Raw genomic sequence first — 14,468 nt, forward strand, 5'->3', positions numbered from 1 at the left:
TCTACATTAAATAGAAAGTTTGGTCATCCAAAGCTTTTTAGTCTATCACTTTTCTCTCTATATAAGTGATTTATGTTATTTTTAACAATTTTCAAAAAATTCTGTGACAAGCTGATTATAATGAAAAACCACCCACATTGTCAATCTAATTTTCGACAAAATTCTCGCTTCTTTTACAGAAATTTAATTAAAACTCTACTGATCTGTAATCATATGGATCAATTATTTTCAGTTTTTGCAATTGTGCTTTTGTTGGTAATTCTGTATATGTAATATGATCATAAATCAATGGAAAAGCAGTATTTTCCTGAACTTCTTCTATTGTTGTATGTGGATGAATGGAGTCTAACTGAAGTTGGCCATTCTTATATACAAATACACATAACGGCGTAACAATCTTCCACAAATTACCTCTTGTTGTTTTAAAATCAACTTCCTTCACAAAAGTTCTCTTGTCATGCTTAGTACGCCATATGATAGCTTTTTTTGCAGTTGGTATTAATACTGCACTGCCAGCTCCACCGGGCAAACGAACTTTTGGTTTATTGTAATCACCAATGACAGAAGCATTTACATTACCATTTATATCAAATTGAATTCCACCTAAGAAAGCAACATCCAGTTTTCCACGCATCGATAAATCAAAAATTTCATCCAAAGGAAAATAAGATTCACTTTTATCTACTAAATCAGCTCCAGCAGAAGAGAAGGAAGATTGTTTGATAGAAGATGGATTAACACCACCCGGTATATTTAAGTGAACGAGATTTGGTGCATGCATGTTTTTGGCTAAATGCATTGCTACCATTGGTAGTTGTGAGGAAACACCATGAAAAACAGTTTCTCTATCTTTCAATAAGTTGGCAATTACACATGTCATCAAATCACTGATTCGGTAATCTGTACTCATGCAAAAGTCCTCCTTTTGCCAGAATGATCACTATTAGAATATTGATCTACCCATTGGTAAATCTCATCTTGGGTTTTAAACTTCAAAAAGCTTCTTAGAGCCTTCTCATCAACATCATATTTTTTATAGCATGCAGTAGGTTTTGCTCCATTTGGAGCTTTCACTATATTACTAACTAGAAAGCCAGGTATATCAATTCTATCTTTATATTGTTTCATAGCATGTGACGGTAATATTTGCTCGGTCGTTATAATTACACGCTCAGCAGCTCTTGACATTAGTATATCTTCATATTTGGGACCTTCAATAATGGCATTTCCCTCTTCATCACATGCATGTACATGGATAATAGCAACATCAGGGAAAATCGAACGAACTAGTGTGACAGGTTCTTTCGTAAATGGATCTTCTACCACTAAAAAATAATCATTTTTATCTATTAAATCACCATATTTCAATCCATTAACAGGCATAAAAGGAACATTAGTGGACGCACCTCTAAGTGCACTAATGACAGTGTAACACGCGTGCTCATTTGCTTTTACTTTCCCGGTTTGAACGGAATTGCGATAATGAGGAGGTAATCCATATACGGTTTCATAACTAACAAATCCAGCATCCACAACGGATACAGCATCTACTGCACAGAGTAAATCGATATCATGTGCTCCAGCGGTTTTTACTAATTTTAAATCTTTCTTTTTTTGACGAGTGAGCTCTCTTACAAATGCCATTGGTGCACGATGTAAAACATTACCACCGAGCGCTAATCTACTTCCATTAGCTACAGAACTTACTGCTTCCTGTAATGTTAATTGTTTGCTCATATGTTTACCTCCTTCTATTTAATCGCATTACTTGCAATGTGAACTGCATCCCAAACACCAGCAAATGGTGGGGCATAGCATAGATCCGTCATACCTAGCTCTTCTGCAGTCATTTCATTTTGAATAGCGATTGCAAACATATCAATTCTAAGTACTACATCTGTATATCCAACCGCATGAGCGCCAATAATTTTCCCGGATCGCTTTTCACAGATTAATTTTATCCAAATAGGCTGTTGTCCAGGATAATAACCCGGATGATTGGCTGTTTTGACAAACTCTGTAACATAATCTATTTTTAATGCAGTTGCTTCGACTTCTGAAAGACCAGTTCTGCCTATTTCTAGATCTAAAATTTTGACAGCAGCACTTCCTAAAGTACCGATATATTTATTCCGTTCACCAGCTATATTTGCACCCGCAATTCTTCCGCATTTATTTGCATTTGTTCCTAAAGGTATATAGTCATTTTCCTGCTTTATAAAGTTATATACTTCTGCACAGTCTCCTGCTGCATAAATATCTTCTATGTTTGTTCTCATTTCACGATCAACAACTATCGCACCATTGTCTGCCAATGTTATGCCGCTTCCTTGCAAAAATTTAGTGGCAGGTTTGACACCAATGGAAACAAACACTAAATCAGTTGGATAACTTCCTTTGTCTGTAATAATCTCATTAACCTTTTCATCACCTTTAAATCCTTTAACACTTTCGCCCAAATGTAATGCAATATTTTTTTCTTGTATGTGTTCTGTTACAATATCGGTAATTTCGGTTTCAAAAGGAGTTAAAATTCGATCAACTTGCTCGATAACTCGTACATTTTTCCCTCTTTTATGCATTGCTTCAGCAACTTCAATTCCAATGTAACCTCCACCAACAATACTTACATCTTTAATTTCTGGGTTTTCTAATAATTCATGAAGATATAAACCATCTTCCATCGTCTTAAGAACATGAATATTTCTTAAGTTTGCTCCATCAAAAGGAGGGAAAATAGCCTCTGTTCCTGTTCCAATCATCAATTTATCATAATGATCGATAAATATATTTCCACTATTTAAGTCCTTTACCATAATTTGATTTCGATTAGGTGCTACTTTGACCACTTCATGATGTAAGTTCACTTGGATATTTTTTTTCTCAAATTGTTCTTTTGTACGTGCAATCATTTTTTTATGATCATCATTATCTCCTGATAGATAATACGGTAACCCACATGCACCATAAGAAATAAAAGCACCTTTTTCGTAAACAATTATCTCAGCGAATTCATCCATTCTTCTAATTTTCGAAGCAGCTGACATCCCTGCGGCTACTCCACCGATGACTAGTACTCTCATCATAAACTACTCCTAATCATGCTAGATTTTGCTGTCTATTAACTCTCTATTGTTAAATAGGTTCTTGATCTACAATTCCAACAACCAAAGCATCGATTGGTGCTTTTCTTGTTAAAGCAGTTTGAACCGAACTTCCAAATGATACAAGAACTAATTCTCCAACCCCAGCACCTATTGTGTCGGCAGCAACAAAGAATTTTTTGTCCTCTTCATAATATGGTTCAATGATTAATAACTTATAACCTTGTATTTCATCATATTTTCTTGTAGCAACTACTCGATTTACTACTTTACCAATAATCATTTATTATCCTCCCGTTCCTTAAGAACAGCACAAGTCTATTACGCATGCTCAAAACAGATTTTTCCCTAAAGGACAATTAATAAGCGCAGCAATTAGATTAATCTATAGCTTGCACTTTAATTTATCCCTCTTACTCCAATAATAATCCTAAAAGAAGAGGTTAAATTAAACATGATTAGTCCCTTAAGGAAATCTCTTTTAATAATGCTGTTTTATAGCAGCAAGACATTACATCTTTTTATTTCAATAGTTTTAACTTTTCTTTTCCACTTACACCAAATGCATTCGCATCATCGGTATCAATATGCATATCTAAAGCATAGCGATCGCTTATTCGAATCGTCACATTATACATAATGCCGCCTTTTTGACCGTTAATCTCTATCTTGACTTTTTGATGATTACTAACATTAAAGGCGAGTGCATCTTTTGGTGACATATGGATATGACGATCTGCCACAATGCAACCTTCTTTTAAATCTACAGAACCTTTTGGTCCCACAATTTTAATAGGTGCAGAATCTTTTAAATCTCCAGAGTGTCGGACTGGCGGGGAAACCCCTAGTTTCCTAGCATCAGTCATAGAAATTTCCACCTGTGTCTGTTTTCTCAGAGGTGCAACTACTCTAACTTTTTCTATTTCATTTTTTGATCCAATTAAAGTTACCTGTTCCACACAAGAATATTGGCCAGGTTGGGATATATCCTTGAATTTTTCAAACCTATGATTAAATCCAAAAAGAATATCCGCATGTTTTTTTTCTAGGTGAACATGTCTAGCTGAAATACTGACAGGTACAAATTGAGTTTCATTATTCTTTAGCGTTAATTGTTTAGTTTGCAATTCATCAATTACAGCCTGTTGAATAACAGAATATAGCTTATCTTTATTAGTTAGAGACAATATATTTCACCACTTTATGAAAAATCTGGCAGAAGTTTAGCTATGTCATTGTGTGGACGTGGAATCACATGTACTGCCACTACTTCCCCAACACGACCTGCTGCCTCTACTCCTACCTCAGTAGCTGCTTTAACCGCTCCTACATCACCTTTAATAATGACAGATACTAATCCAGAGCCGATTTTTTCACTACCTACTATTTCTACATTTGCTGCTTTTAGCATTGCGTCCGCTGCTTCAATTGATGCTGTTAAACCTCTTGTTTCAATAATTCCTAATGAGTCACTCATTATAATTTCCTCCTTTGATTTTTAAGCAATATAATATAGCATTATTTCCAATTTACAATTTTAATAGTTTGTTAACATCATTATGAGGACGAGGAATGACATGAACAGCTACTACTTCTCCAACTCTTCCTGCCGCTTCTACTCCTACCTCTGTTGCTGCTTTAACAGCACCAACATCACCTTTAATAATAACAGATACTAATCCTGAACCAATTTTTTCACTACCTACCACTTCTACATTTGCTGCTTTCAACATCGCATCAGCTGCTTCAATTGATGCTGTTAACCCTCTAGTTTCAATAATTCCTAATGAATCACTCATTATTCTTTTTCCTCCTTCAAATCTCTCTTTTTTTGTTTGTTACTATTCTTTTTTCCTGATACCTCTTCATCTTTTTGCACAAATTTTAAAATTTGATCAGTTGGATTCGTTATCGTTAATGCCATTTTTAGTGGTTGGTTATCGAGTAAAGCACCTTTTTCTTTAGCAACCTCAATAGCTGTCTTTACATCTGACACATTCCCACCAATTACAATGGAAACGAGCCTTCCACCTAACTGATTCTGACTAGATAGAAAAGTTACATTTGCTGCTTTACTCATTTGATCTAATAATTCTAGAGCATTGGCAAAATACTGAGTTTCAACAATACCTATGGCATCAAACTTATTCATTATTTTCACCTGCTTGTTCAGGGTCATATAGTTGATACAGGCTTTCGCTTGGTCTTGGTATGACTTTAAAGCCGAACACCTCTCCGTGTGAAGATGCTGCTTCGATACCAACTTCTACTGCTGCTTGGACTGAAGCTAAGTCACCAGATATGATGATCGTAATTAATCCAGAGCCAATTCGCTCTATATTTACCACTTCAACATATGCACCTTTTACCATTGCATCTACACTACTTATAGCAGTAGTCATCCCTGCGACTTCTATTAATCCAATTGAACGATACATTTCGTCGTACTCCTTATTTCGCTATCACTTCGGTTGTTTAACTTTTCCTAGCGGCAATAGATTCTCTAAACCATCCGCATGCGATGCTATCAAATGGGTCAAAATATCTTTATCGTCTATAAAATTACTAGCTGTTTTTCTTGCGACTTCTAAGCCAATTTGTACATCTGAAAGCTTACCAGTAAATTTAACTTGAACGATCACTGGGATTTGCGGTTTTCTTTCATTTGAGGGATTATTACAATCCATTGCTTCTATTTTAAGGTCAGCAGCCTTACAAGCCTCATCCATTGCTACTAACGCAACACTATAGCCCTGTACCTCTAACATCCCTACTGCTTGAGCCATAACTCTCACCTACCCAATAATATTAAGTCCACCGTTTGTTATTGCAGTACGTCGTTGTCTAGTAAAACTTCTAGCAGAAGTAACACCTTCTCCGGTTGGGCCAGCTATTGTCATCGTAGCGAAGCCTTCGCCATGGTAACCTACACCTGCCAATGAAGAACCGTTTGCAACAAAAATTGTTGTTTCTACCTCTTTCGCAAAACGTGTAATATTTTCAACATGATTGGAATGAATAACCGCAGTATGACGATTTCCATGTTCACATTTCACTGCTTGTTCGATTGCCTCATCAATATTTTTCACACGCACAATGGGAAGGAGTGGCATAAGCTGTTCTAATTGAACATATGGATGATTTTCATCAACATCACATAATAAGAGCTTAACGTTGGTTGCATTCACACCTATTTTTTCTAAAATAAGCGATGCGTCTTTTCCTACCCACTCTTTATTAACCAAGTAGTCACGCGCCTGATATGTACAACCACCAGGAATATTATCTTTGTTCTCTTTTAGGGTTAGTTTCATTGCATTTGCTAATTGATTCTTATCTAGCATGTACGCTCCTTGATTTAACAGTTCAAAAATTAAATCATCTGCAACGTCATCGACCACAAATACTTCTTTTTCTGCAATACATAAAATGTTGTTATCAAAAGAAGCTCCTTCAATAATTGCTGCTGCAGCTTTCTCTATACTGGCAGTTTCATCAACGATTACAGGCGGATTTCCTGCACCTGCACCAATTGCTTTCTTTCCTGATTGCAGCAGGCTTTTCACCATTCCAGGTCCACCTGTTCCAACTAAAAGTTTGATTTTTTTATGATTAGCTATTTGCTCTACCGTTTCTAAAGTTGGATTTGCTACCATTGTCAATAAGTTCTTTGGACCACCAGCATTTGTGATAGTGTCATTTAGTAATGCAACCATTTTAGTACAGGATGCCTTTGATGAAGGATGAACATTAAATATAACTGAGTTTCCAGCAGCCAGCATTCCAATCCCGTTATTAATGATCGTGTCTACTGGGTTGGTAACTGGTGTCACAGCTCCAATAACACCAAAAGGAGTTTGCTCAATATATGTTAGCCCGTCATCACCGCTAAACGTCTCGGTTTGTAAAATCTCAGCACCAGGAGTTTTTTCCGTGGTTAGTTTTAATTTTGCAACCTTATCTTGAAAATTACCTAGCTTTGTTTCTTTTAAGACCATTTCAGCAAAAAATTCAGCCTGATCGATCACAGCCGTGCGCATCTTATCTATAATTTTATCTCGATCATTTTTCGAATAATCTTTTATCCATTTTCTTTGTGCTATATATGCAGCTTCAATCGCATCATTCACTTGATCGAAAACACCAGAAGGTAATGCTTGATTGCTAAAATTCGAGAGCCCGTTCTCCTGATTTCCACTTAATACCTTCATTTTCAAAGGGTCGGTAGAAGAATTTTTCTCTGTAGTAGAAGAATTGCCTATTGCAGCTTCTACATTTTTTAAAACTGAATCAATAATAACCTGAAGATCTTTTTCATTTAGTTCCATTAAGATAGTTGACCTCCCTTCTTAAGCTCTGTTACTACTCTGTTTGTTACAGAAGAAACAATTTCTTCAATAACCTGCTGTTTATTTGCGTTATTATTTCCTTCATTTTGCGTTGTTTCTAGATTGATGTCGCAAGGAGGAATTCCTCCTGTTTTAATTCCTAAATGATCACGGATTTCCATTAAATCAGAAATTTGGGAACAATTAAGTTCATTAGCTTTATTTATAATATTGTTGGAGTACATTAGCATTAAAGCATAATGCTCTAGTGATTCCATCCGGTAGTATGCTTCTATTAAATCTCTTCCCCACGTAAGAGCTCCATGATTGGCAAGTAATACTGCATGGTAATCCTTAATAAATGGTGTAATTGAATCCGGCACTTGCGTTGTTCCTGGTGTTGCATAAGGTGCAACGGGCACCCTGCCTAATAATACAACTGCTTCAGGTGAAACTGGTTTTTCCAAGCTTACCCCAGCAATAGCAAAGGATGTTGCTACAGGTGGATGGGCATGTACAACAGCATTTGTATCTTCACTTTCTTGATATACCCTTAAATGCATCTTAACCTCAGATGAGGGCTTTCTACTACCTGCTAGAATCTTGCCATCAATATTCATTTTCACCATCATATCAGGTCTTAAAAAGCCTTTACTAACACCTGTAGGGGTTGTCCAAATTGTATTTGGGCCTACCCGAACAGAAATATTTCCATCATTTGCAGCCACAAAATTTTTATTGTATATTCTCTTCCCTATATCAACCATTAATTTTTTAGCTTCAAAATCACTCATATATTTTTTCTGGAGCACGCGTTGTTCACCTCCTTCATGTTGTTAACATTATTAATCTTTGAAAAGCTTTTCGAGGTTTTCCTCATAAGAAGGATATATTATTCCCTTTTCTGTTACGATACCGGTAATTAAAGAATGATCCGTAACATCAAAAGCAGGGTTATATGCCTTCACTTCTTTAGGTGCCATTGGTTCAGCATACCACTTTTCTTTAATTTCCTCTTGGGACCTGAGCTCAATTTCAATATCATCGCCTGTTTCTGAATTCATATCTATTGTGGACATTGGTGCACACACATAAAATGGAATACCATAATGCTTGGCAAGAATAGCTACACCTGAGGTTCCTATTTTATTTGCTGCATCTCCATTTTTTGCGACACGATCACAACCAACTAAAACAGCTTGAATTTTTTCTTGCTTCATCACAATTGAAGCCATATTATCACATATTAAAGTGACGTCTACTCCCGCTTCATTCAATTCCCAAGCAGTAAGTCTAGCACCTTGTAGTAAAGGTCTTGTTTCATCTGCAAATACCTTAAAGTTATAATCTTGCTCCTGTCCTAGATAAATAGGAGCTAAAGCTGTTCCGTATTTAGCAGTTGCAATTGTACCAGCATTACAATGGGTTAATAATCCCCAGCCTGGTTCCAAAACAGATAAAGCATGCTTTCCAATTGCTTCACAAACTTCTTGGTCTTCTTTTTTAATTAAGTCTGCTTCTTCTCTCAAAAGTTCTTTTACCTTTTCGACTGTTTCACCTTTAGATTTATCAAAACGTGCATGCATACGATCTAGTGCCCAAAATAAATTGACAGCAGTTGGTCTAGATGATGCTAATTTTTCTTTTGTTTGTATAAAGGCTTGCTTAAATTCTTCCATATTTTCCGTTTGAATTTTCTTCACACCTAAATATAGACCGTAGGCAGCAGCAATACCAATCGCTGGAGCTCCTCTTACTTTCAATTCGTAAATAGCATCCCAGACTTCTTCTACCGTAGTAAGGTGAAGGAAATTTTTATAGTTTGGTAAGGCTGTTTGATCAAGTAGTATTAACGCGCTATTAGTATCATCAAGCTTTACAGATTCAATTACTGTCACCGATTTACTCATGCTGATCGACTCCTTTAAAAAAGTTTAGGTAAATCTTTGATGAAATCTTCCCCTGTTTTATAGGAGGATCTTTCTAAAATAAAACGCTTTGCTGCCTTTAAACAGCTGATCTCAGCTGCTGTTCGGTCATCGGAATCATCGATGGAAGTAATATCAGCTACTTTTGCTAACCCAATAATTCTTCGAGATAATTCTAAACCAGCCACCGCTGCTGTATCCGTTAAAATAGTTTCTAAATAATGTTCTCTAAAACCATTATAATGCGCGACTCTTTCCGTGGCATTTTCTGCCCATAGCTTATTGAACTTATCTTTAAATAAGTCAATTACCTTTTTTATTGTGTCTAATATATATGAAGTGAAAGCTTCACGTTCTGTATTGTCTTTTATGGTTTTTTGTCCATTTGCATAAGCGAAAATTAAATTAGCTACTACGTTTCCAATGTCATATCCAGCAGGACCATAAAACGCAAATTCAGGATCAATTACTTTTGTTTCTCCTTCTTTTATAAAGATGGAGCCGGTATGCAGATCCCCATGAAGTAAGGCTTGAGCTTTAGTCATAAAATCAAATTTCAGCTTAGCTGTCTCAAGACTTAAACGTTCATCGCCCCAAATCTCCTCTTCCACAAAAGATAAGGTTCCTGGGAATACTTCGTTTCGTTCACATGGATAAAATGGTTCCGTGTATACTAAATCCTCTGTAATCTCACAAAGCTCAGGGTTAATAAAACTCTTAACAAGATCTTTCTTCTCTTTATGCTCCATTACCACATCAGAGGTTAGTAGAAGTGTATTTGCCATAAATGTCGTAATATGCTCAGCAAAGTCTGGAAATACTCGATGTTTGATTAATGCAGAGCGCATAATTTCAAAATCAGACAAATCCTCCATTGCAAAGCAGTTCATAACTGAGTCATATTGGTACGTATTCGGTGTATATTTAGGCACAAGATTATATTGAATTTTTAGTATTTCACTTTCTATTCTATTTCTGTCCGGTGATAATTTAAATTCATCAGAGATCCTTGCAACAGGTCCAGCTTGCTTTAAAATAATTGATTTATCACTTTTATTATCTTTTATAAGAAAGACATAATTTAAATTACCATCCCCGATTTCTTTGCACGTTAAATCTGCATTTTCATCGAAAAAATTTAGCTTTTCCATTGCATATTCTGAGGCTTCGGCTTCCGTCATGGTAAAATACTTGGTTTCAAAATCTGTCATATGATACCCCTCCTATTTCATCTTATAGTATGTTAAGGCTAACGCAAGAGCAAAAACAGTACCTTTTACGATATCCATAGCATAATATGGTACAGAAAGCATAACGAGACCGTTGGCCAAAATTCCAATCAAGCATGCTCCTACAAATGTGCCAAACGCATTTGGCTTACCAGCACCTAACACAGATAGACCAATGAATGCAGCGGCAACTGCGTCCATCAAATAAGGGCCTCCAGCATTTATTTCAGCTGTCATTACTCGAGAAGCTAAAACAATCCCACCGATTGAAGCGAAAAATGCAGATAGCAAATATGCGATTACTTTGTATTTCTTCACTGGTATACCAGAAAGCCTTGCTGCTTCTTGATTTCCACCAATGACGTACATATAACGACCATGCTTGGTATAGGTTAAAAAGATATGTACGACCACTACCGTTATTAGCATAATGATAATAATCCAAGGAACCTTTCCGAGCATACCAAAAGCATTACTTATTTCCCCAGTGGCATAATTGCCATCTGCCATTATCATGTTTTCAGATATCGTAGCACCTCTCGTATACGTAAGCGCAATACCTTGAACGATAAACATCATGGCTAATGTCAACAACATATCAGGAATTCTAACTTTTACGATTAAAAAAGCATTCAAAGCACCAATGACTAATGCTGCTAATATTGCAGTGGAGATAGCAATAACCGTTGATTGTGAATACCAAATAAACATGGAAATAACGACAGCATTTGATAAGGATGCTACGGATCCTATTGATAGATCAAACCCATTTACAGATAAAGAAATCGTTAATCCGATAGCTATAATGGTTACAATTGAAATAGATCTTAAAATATTGATAATATTACTAGGCTGTAAGAATAATGGATTAGCAATATAAAAAATAATAATCAAGGCAACAATTGTTATAATTGTCCCATATTTATATAGAAATTGAAATAAATCAAAAGGCTTTTTTTGTTTTCCCTGCGATGTTGGATTGGTTTGTGGCTCTACCGCATTACTCAATTTATTGCCCCCCAGTCGAGTAGTATAACAATTCTTGTTCTGTTGTCTTATTTGTTTGTAATTCTTTTGCAATTTGGCCGTCATAGATGACGTACGCTCTATCAGTAATTCCAATAATCTCTACTAATTCACTAGAAGCATAAATAATTGTTTTACCTTCTTTAGCAAGACCAGAAATTAATGTGAAAATATCCTTTTTAGAGCCGACATCGACCCCTTTAGTTGGTTCATCAAAGATATAGACATCCGCATCTGCAATCAACCATTTTCCGATCGCAATCTTCTGTTGGTTTCCACCTGAAAGATTTTCAAGTTTAGTTTCGATATTAGGTGTTTTTACATCTAATTTCCCAACCATTTCTTTTGCAACCGTGGCTTCCTTTTTAAAATTCAGAAAAGACCCCAATTGAAGAAAATGTTTTAAATGAGAAGATGTTAAATTAATTCTTACATTTTCGCTTACTAAAATTCCTTCTTTTCTTCTTTCCTCAGGTACAAATGCAAATCGACGTGCTACTGCTTGCTTAGGATTTTTGTTTTTAAACGTCTTATCTTTATATGTAATGGTGCCTTTTACTTTTTCTGTTGCTCCAAAGAGCGCTTTGCATATTTCTGTTTTACCCGCACCAACTAATCCAGCTAATCCAATTATTTCACCAGTTTTAGCAGTGAAGCTCACATCTTTCACTTTTTTATTATCTGATAAATGACTAACTGTTAAAACAGTCTCTCCAATGATCTTCTCCATTTTCGGAAATTGTTCATCCAGCTTTTTGCCAAGCATCTTTTCTACAATCTGATTGATCGAAATAGATTTTATGGTGTCACGAGAAATGAATTTGCCATTTCGCATAACCGTTATCTCATCACAAATATCGAATAATTCTACTAATCGGTGGGAGATAAAGATAATTCCTACATTTTGCTCTTGCAACTGCCGTACTATTTGAAATAACTTATCCGTCTCACCTTGACTTAAAGGTGCTGTAGGTTCATCTAAGATCAGAAATTTACACTCTTTTGATATAGCTCTAGCTATTAAAACCATTTGTTTTTCAGCTAAAGTCAGAGAGCTTACAAGTTGTTTAGACGAAACCTGAATATCTAACTTCTGAAGAATCCCCGTTGCTTTTTGGTGTATTGAACTGTAGGAGACCCATTGCTTTTTATCCATATCCTGGACTAGGTTATTTAACATAATATTTTCTCCAACTGTTAAATAAGGAATTAGTGCGGTATCTACTTCCTGATAAACAATTTGGATACCATGTTTTTTAGCATCCTTTGGTGACCGAATTTTTGCAATTTTGTCATCGATTAAAATCTCACCAGTATAATGAGAATAAGCACCAGACAAAACTTTCATTAAAGTTGATTTACCAGCACCATTAGCTCCAATTAAAGCATGTACCGAACCGGTTTCCATCTTAAAGTCAACTTCATCCAGTGCTTTCACACCTGGAAATGATATTGATATGTTTTCCATTTTTAACTCAGTTGGCGCCATGTATATCACCCCGTTTTTTCCTATTTATAAGGGATACTCTTATTTAGATTATATAATTTCACTTAGATTTTTTAATGTACGCTGTTGTATTCTCTAAAAGAAAGCTATAAAAATTCGTTTCATTAGCTTTTCATATATAGATAGAAAGCAATCACTCAAAAGAGCATTGCTTTCCATCTTGTACACTATTTTCTTATCATAATTTTAGTTGTTTTCTTTTAAAGTTATCATCCAGTCTTCCTCAAACTCAGATGTTTCTCCCCAACCATCAATCACATCAACTAAATTCTGCATGTTCACTTCTTCTTCAGCAGAAAGTAAAGCCTCTTGTGAGATTAAAGATGCTTCTAAGTCATACGTTTGTGGCGTTTCTTCCTCAGCAATTTTCTTTGCTAAAATACGAATATTAACAGAACCAATTAACATCGGATCTACTGCTGCTGTATATTTCCACGGACTACCTTCTTCTTGCATCATTTGTAAATCTGCATTGGAAACATCAATTCCGTATACATCTATCTCTGTGCGATTTGCTTCATTTAATGCACGTGTTGCACCAATCGCAAATGCATCCCATGTTGCAAATATGGCATCAATTTCACCTTCTGGATATTTGTTTAACATCGATGCAACTGCATTTTGTGTATCAACAGATGTATTCTCAGACGCAACACCAAATCTTTCTAATTCAGTAATGTCTGGATTAGCTTCTAACACATCTTGGTATACTGCATTTCTTCTAACCATTGGAGGAAAACCATCCACCCAAAGGTAAAGAATATTAGCATCTTCCGCTTGCTCTTCTACTAATTTATCTAGAGCTAAGGTAGCTAGTGCTTCATCATCCTGAGAAGTTAGCGTAACCCCTTCTACATCCATTAAACCTTGATTAGAATCAAACGTAACGACTTCAATACCACTGTCTCTAGCTTCTTGTACTAATTCAACTGTTGCTTCATCATCGCCATGAGAGATTACTAGACCATCATACCCTTGATCAATTGCTTGATTTATTGTGTCATGAAACTTAGCAGTGTCACCATTAGCAGAGAAAGTATCTACTTGCATCCCTAATGCTTCCCCTTCACGTTTTGCACCAGCTAAATATTGTGCTGTATGATCATCGCCACCAATTTTTCTTACTACCATTACCTTCAACTGTTCTTCTGATTGAAACGCTTCTGGAACTCCTTCAAGTGAAGCTTCTCCTTCACTTTCTTCTCCTGAAGATCCCTCAGCGCCTTCACCTTCAGAACTTGTTTCTTCTTCCGTACCACAAGCTACTAAAAAGCTAAGCATGAATACGAAAAATAATACGGCTAAAAATTTTAGATTTTTCATTTCTCTTTTTCCCCCTATTTTTT

The 14,468-nt window shown here is 35.9% G+C and carries 17 protein-coding genes; all 17 read right to left on the reverse strand.

Going from position 1 to position 14,468, the window contains the following annotated elements; all coding sequences use genetic code 11:
* Positions 1 to 187 precede the first annotated feature (187 nt).
* On the reverse strand, positions 188 to 910 hold the full coding sequence (locus tag DFR57_RS07305) for a CoA-transferase subunit beta (RefSeq protein WP_114352483.1): 723 nt from the start codon (positions 908 to 910) through the stop codon (positions 188 to 190).
* On the reverse strand, positions 907 to 1,737 hold the full coding sequence (locus tag DFR57_RS07310) for a CoA transferase subunit A (RefSeq protein ID WP_114352484.1): 831 nt from the start codon (positions 1,735 to 1,737) through the stop codon (positions 907 to 909). The genes DFR57_RS07305 and DFR57_RS07310 overlap by 4 nt, the downstream gene beginning before the upstream one ends.
* A 14-nt stretch (positions 1,738 to 1,751) precedes the next feature.
* Entirely contained in the window at positions 1,752 to 3,083 is a 1,332-nt protein-coding gene (locus tag DFR57_RS07315) for a CoA-disulfide reductase (RefSeq protein WP_114352485.1), read from the reverse strand.
* A gap of 52 nt (positions 3,084 to 3,135) precedes the next feature.
* A complete protein-coding gene (locus DFR57_RS07320; RefSeq protein WP_114352486.1) occupies positions 3,136 to 3,387 on the reverse strand; it encodes a EutN/CcmL family microcompartment protein in 252 nt (83 codons plus the stop codon).
* A gap of 238 nt (positions 3,388 to 3,625) precedes the next feature.
* Entirely contained in the window at positions 3,626 to 4,291 is a 666-nt protein-coding gene (locus tag DFR57_RS07325; protein WP_114352487.1) for a phosphate propanoyltransferase, read from the reverse strand.
* Between the two features lie 14 nt (positions 4,292 to 4,305).
* Positions 4,306 to 4,581, reverse strand: a complete 276-nt coding sequence (locus DFR57_RS07330) for a BMC domain-containing protein (RefSeq protein ID WP_147269772.1) — start codon at positions 4,579 to 4,581, stop codon at positions 4,306 to 4,308.
* A 52-nt stretch (positions 4,582 to 4,633) separates the two neighbouring features.
* A complete protein-coding gene (locus DFR57_RS07335; RefSeq protein ID WP_147269773.1) occupies positions 4,634 to 4,903 on the reverse strand; it encodes a BMC domain-containing protein in 270 nt (89 codons plus the stop codon).
* Complete coding sequence (locus tag DFR57_RS07340) at positions 4,903 to 5,256, reverse strand: BMC domain-containing protein (RefSeq protein ID WP_170132935.1); 354 nt, start codon at positions 5,254 to 5,256, stop codon at positions 4,903 to 4,905. Before DFR57_RS07340 ends, DFR57_RS07335 begins: the two co-directional genes overlap by 1 nt.
* Entirely contained in the window at positions 5,249 to 5,542 is a 294-nt protein-coding gene (locus tag DFR57_RS07345; RefSeq protein WP_114352491.1) for a BMC domain-containing protein, read from the reverse strand. The genes DFR57_RS07340 and DFR57_RS07345 overlap by 8 nt, the downstream gene beginning before the upstream one ends.
* 24 nt (positions 5,543 to 5,566) lie before the next feature.
* The gene (locus DFR57_RS07350) at positions 5,567 to 5,890 is read right to left on the reverse strand and encodes a BMC domain-containing protein (RefSeq protein WP_114352492.1); all 324 of its coding nucleotides are present in this window, start codon (positions 5,888 to 5,890) and stop codon (positions 5,567 to 5,569) included.
* A 9-nt stretch (positions 5,891 to 5,899) separates the two neighbouring features.
* Positions 5,900 to 7,432, reverse strand: a complete 1,533-nt coding sequence (locus DFR57_RS07355) for an aldehyde dehydrogenase family protein (protein ID WP_114352493.1) — start codon at positions 7,430 to 7,432, stop codon at positions 5,900 to 5,902.
* Positions 7,432 to 8,226: a class II aldolase/adducin family protein gene (locus DFR57_RS07360; RefSeq protein WP_114352596.1), complete on the reverse strand. Its 795-nt coding sequence runs from the start codon at positions 8,224 to 8,226 to the stop codon at positions 7,432 to 7,434. The genes DFR57_RS07355 and DFR57_RS07360 overlap by 1 nt, the downstream gene beginning before the upstream one ends.
* Before the next feature lie 51 nt (positions 8,227 to 8,277).
* On the reverse strand, positions 8,278 to 9,342 hold the full coding sequence (gene mtnA / locus DFR57_RS07365) for an S-methyl-5-thioribose-1-phosphate isomerase (RefSeq protein WP_114352494.1): 1,065 nt from the start codon (positions 9,340 to 9,342) through the stop codon (positions 8,278 to 8,280).
* Positions 9,343 to 9,356: 14 nt separating this feature from the next.
* A complete protein-coding gene (mtnK, locus tag DFR57_RS07370; protein ID WP_114352495.1) occupies positions 9,357 to 10,571 on the reverse strand; it encodes an S-methyl-5-thioribose kinase in 1,215 nt (404 codons plus the stop codon).
* A gap of 12 nt (positions 10,572 to 10,583) precedes the next feature.
* Positions 10,584 to 11,597: an ABC transporter permease gene (locus DFR57_RS07375; RefSeq protein ID WP_245937417.1), complete on the reverse strand. Its 1,014-nt coding sequence runs from the start codon at positions 11,595 to 11,597 to the stop codon at positions 10,584 to 10,586.
* A 1-nt stretch (position 11,598) separates the two neighbouring features.
* Positions 11,599 to 13,104 (reverse strand): sugar ABC transporter ATP-binding protein, encoded by a 1,506-nt coding sequence (locus DFR57_RS07380; RefSeq protein WP_114352497.1) that lies wholly within the window; start codon positions 13,102 to 13,104, stop codon positions 11,599 to 11,601.
* Positions 13,105 to 13,308: 204 nt separating this feature from the next.
* On the reverse strand, positions 13,309 to 14,445 hold the full coding sequence (locus DFR57_RS07385; protein ID WP_114352498.1) for a sugar ABC transporter substrate-binding protein: 1,137 nt from the start codon (positions 14,443 to 14,445) through the stop codon (positions 13,309 to 13,311).
* Between the last annotated feature and the right edge of the window lie 23 nt (positions 14,446 to 14,468).

Source organism: Saliterribacillus persicus (assembly GCF_003337485.1).
GTDB lineage: Bacteria > Bacillota > Bacilli > Bacillales > Amphibacillaceae > Saliterribacillus > Saliterribacillus persicus.